We start from the raw sequence: 3760 nt of genomic DNA, 5'->3' as shown, positions 1-3760 counted from the left end.
CGAAATCTGCAAGGTTGCCGTGCAAGCGGCGACGCTGGCCTGAAGCGGGTCTGTAGCTCAGTTGGTTAGAGCACACGCTTGATAAGCGTGGGGTCACAAGTTCAAGTCTTGTCAGACCCACCACTAACAGTGCTGGTAGAAACGCGGGGCCATAGCTCAGCTGGGAGAGCGCCAGCTTTGCAAGCTGGATGTCGTCGGTTCGATCCCGACTGGCTCCACCACTGCAAGCTGAATGAGTTGTTAGAATCCAGGGTTTTGAATTGCCGGGTGATCTGGTTAATCAAAGCATTGCATTCTGGCAATTTTTTGTCGGAAAAACATAGCTGTTCGATGATGAGTCGGCAGTTGTTCTTTAACAAGTGATGATTGAGTCTGGAAACGCAAAGCGGATCCGGTCTTGTGATGGCTCTGGCGACAGGGTCAGGCGCAAGATGCGAATCTGTGTAGTGTTTACTTTATAGAGAATGAGTCAAGCGACTTGGTACGGCGTAACTTGGCAACGCTGGATAGACTGGTCAGCGCTTCGGAAACGGAGTGATGATGAGACTGTTTGGGGTTATATAGTCAAGTGACTAAGTGCACATGGTGGATGCCTTGGCAGTCAGAGGCGATGAAAGACGTGGTAGCCTGCGATAAGCTTCGGGGAGGTGGCAAACAACCTTTGATCCGGGGATGTCTGAATGGGGAAACCCACCCAAGGTAACTTGGGTATCACACACTGAATTCATAGGTGTGTGAAGCGAACGAGGGGAAGTGAAACATCTCAGTACCCTCAGGAAAAGAAATCAATTGAGATTCCCTCAGTAGCGGCGAGCGAACGGGGACCAGCCCTTAAGTCAATCATGTTCTAGTGGAACGCTCTGGAAAGTGCGGCCATAGTAGGTGATAGCCCTGTACGCGAAAGGGCATGATTGATGAAATCGAGTAGGCCGGGGCACGTGAAACCCTGGTTGAACATGGGGGGACCATCCTCCAAGGCTAAATACTCCTGACTGACCGATAGTGAACAAGTACCGTGAGGGAAAGGCGAAAAGAACCCCGGCGAGGGGAGTGAAATAGATCCTGAAACCGTGTGCATACAAGCAGTGGGAGCTCTTCGGAGTGACTGCGTACCTTTTGTATAATGGGTCAGCGAATTATTCTCAGTAGCAAGGTTAACCGTGTAGGGGAGCCGTAGGGAAACCGAGTCTGAATAGGGCGTTAAGTTGCTGGGAATAGACCCGAAACCGAGTGATCTATCCATGGCCAGGGTGAAGGTTCGGTAACACGAACTGGAGGCCCGAACCCACCGTCGTTGAAAAGCCGGGGGATGAGCTGTGGATAGGGGTGAAAGGCTAATCAAACTCGGTGATAGCTGGTTCTCCCCGAAAGCTATTTAGGTAGCGCCTCGGACGAATACCCACGGGGGTAGAGCACTGTTTCGGCTAGCGGGTCACCTCGACTTAGCAACCCGATGCAAACTCCGAATACCGTGGAGTACTATCCGGGAGACAGACGGTGGGTGCTAATGTCCATCGTCAAGAGGGAAACAACCCAGACCGCCAGCTAAGGTCCCCAAATTACAGTTAAGTGGGAAACGATGTGGGAAGGCATAGACAGCTAGGAGGTTGGCTTAGAAGCAGCCACCCTTTAAAGAAAGCGTAATAGCTCACTAGTCGAGTCGGCCTGCGCGGAAGATGTAACGGGGCTAAAACTGTATACCGAAGCTGCGGATGCATATTTTATATGCGTGGTAGGGGAGCGTTCTGTAAGTCTGCGAAGGTGTGTTGAGAAGCATGCTGGAGATATCAGAAGTGCGAATGCTGACGTGAGTAACGATAAGGGGTGTGAAAAACGCCCCCGCCGGAAGACCAAGGGTTCCAGTCCAACGTTAATCGGGGCTGGGTGAGTCGATCCCTAAGGCGAGGCTGAAAAGCGTAGTCGATGGGAAACAGGTTAATATTCCTGTACCTCTTTACATTGCGATGGGGGGACGGAGAAGGCTAGGTGTACCAGCGATCGGTAGTGCTGGGGAAAGGTGGTAGGCAGGACCCTTAGGCAAATCCGGGGGTTCAATGTCGAGAACCGAGACCATCCGTACTTGTACGGAGAAGTCACTGATGCCATGCTTCCAAGAAAAGCCTCTAAGCTTCAGATGTAAAGGGATCGTACCCGAAACCGACACAGGTGGTCAGGTCGAGAAGACCAAGGCGCTTGAGAGAACTCTGGTGAAGGAACTAGGCAAAATAGTACCGTAACTTCGGGAGAAGGTACGCTGTTGAGGGTTAAGTATTTACTACGTCAGCCCTTGGCAGCCTCAGTAACCAGGCCGCTGCAACTGTTTATTAAAAACACAGCACTCTGCAAACACGAAAGTGGACGTATAGGGTGTGATGCCTGCCCGGTGCCGGAAGGTTAATTGATGGGGTTAGCGAAAGCGAAGCTCTTGATCGAAGCCCCGGTAAACGGCGGCCGTAACTATAACGGTCCTAAGGTAGCGAAATTCCTTGTCGGGTAAGTTCCGACCTGCACGAATGGCATAATGATGGCGGCGCTGTCTCCACCAGAGACTCAGTGAAATCGAAATCGCGGTGAAGATGCCGTGTACCCGTGGCTAGACGGAAAGACCCCGTGAACCTTTACTGCAGCTTTGCACTGGACTTTGACCTTACTTGTGTAGGATAGCTGGGAGGCTTTGAAGTGTGGACGCTAGTTCACATGGAGCCAATCTTGAAATACCAGCCTGGTAATGTCGAGGTTCTAACCAAGGTCCGTAATCCGGATCTGGGACAGTGTATGGTGGGTAGTTTGACTGGGGCGGTCTCCTCCTAAAGAGTAACGGAGGAGTACGAAGGTGCGCTCAGCGTGGTCGGAAATCACGCACTGAGTATAAAGGCAAAAGCGCGCTTAACTGCGAGGCCGACAAGCCGAGCAGGTACGAAAGTAGGTCTTAGTGATCCGGTGGTTCTGTATGGAAGGGCCATCGCTCAACGGATAAAAGGTACTCTGGGGATAACAGGCTGATACCGCCCAAGAGTTCATATCGACGGCGGTGTTTGGCACCTCGATGTCGGCTCATCTCATCCTGGGGCTGAAGCAGGTCCCAAGGGTATGGCTGTTCGCCATTTAAAGAGGTACGCGAGCTGGGTTTAGAACGTCGTGAGACAGTTCGGTCCCTATCTACCATGGGCGTTGGAGACTTGAGAGGATCTGCTTCTAGTACGAGAGGACCGAAGTGGACATACCTCTGGTGTTCCGGTTGTCACGCCAGTGGCACTGCCGGGTAGCTATGTATGGAAGGGATAACCGCTGAAAGCATCTAAGCGGGAAGCCCACCTCAAGATAAGGTCTCCCTGGGAACTTGATTCCCCTAAAGAGCCGTTAGAGACTATGACGTTGATAGGTTCGGTGTGGAAGCGCGGCGACGCGTGTAGCTAACGAATACTAATTGCTCGTGAGGCTTGACTATATAACACCCAAGCAGTCTGCGCAGGCAGACACAAGTGCGACGTATCAAGGAAGCTTGACTGTTCGATATAAAGAACCCACAGACTCAATCAGAGCTTGTACAGACTTCGGCGGCTGCTCCTGAAAGGGACGGCGTGCCAACCGGATAGTCTGGCGACCATAGCGAGTGTGAACCACCTGATCCCTTCCCGAACTCAGAAGTGAAACCACTCAGCGCCGATGGTAGTGTGGCATTCGCCATGTGAGAGTAGGTCATCGCCAGACACTTAACACCAAAACCCCCTTGCCGGAAACAGCAAGGGGGTTTTGCTTT

Annotated in this window: 2 tRNA genes and 2 rRNA genes; all 4 read left to right on the top strand. The window is 52.2% G+C overall.

Annotated features, from left to right (window positions below):
• Nucleotides 1-46 precede the first annotated feature (46 nt).
• A tRNA-Ile gene (locus EV700_RS00930) sits at nt 47-123 on the top strand.
• A gap of 22 nt (nt 124-145) precedes the next feature.
• Nucleotides 146-221 (top strand) — tRNA-Ala (locus tag EV700_RS00925).
• 341 nt (nt 222-562) lie between these two features.
• Nucleotides 563-3448 (top strand): 23S ribosomal RNA (locus EV700_RS00920).
• A 148-nt stretch (nt 3449-3596) separates the two neighbouring features.
• Nucleotides 3597-3711, top strand: a 5S ribosomal RNA gene (gene rrf / locus EV700_RS00915).
• The last annotated feature ends 49 nt before the right edge of the window (nt 3712-3760 follow it).

Origin of the sequence: Fluviicoccus keumensis, assembly GCF_004217445.1 — a bacterium.
GTDB lineage: Bacteria > Pseudomonadota > Gammaproteobacteria > Pseudomonadales > Moraxellaceae > Fluviicoccus > Fluviicoccus keumensis.
The sequence above is the reverse complement of the archived record's forward strand: the minus strand, read 5'-3'. Positions and strand labels throughout refer to the sequence as shown.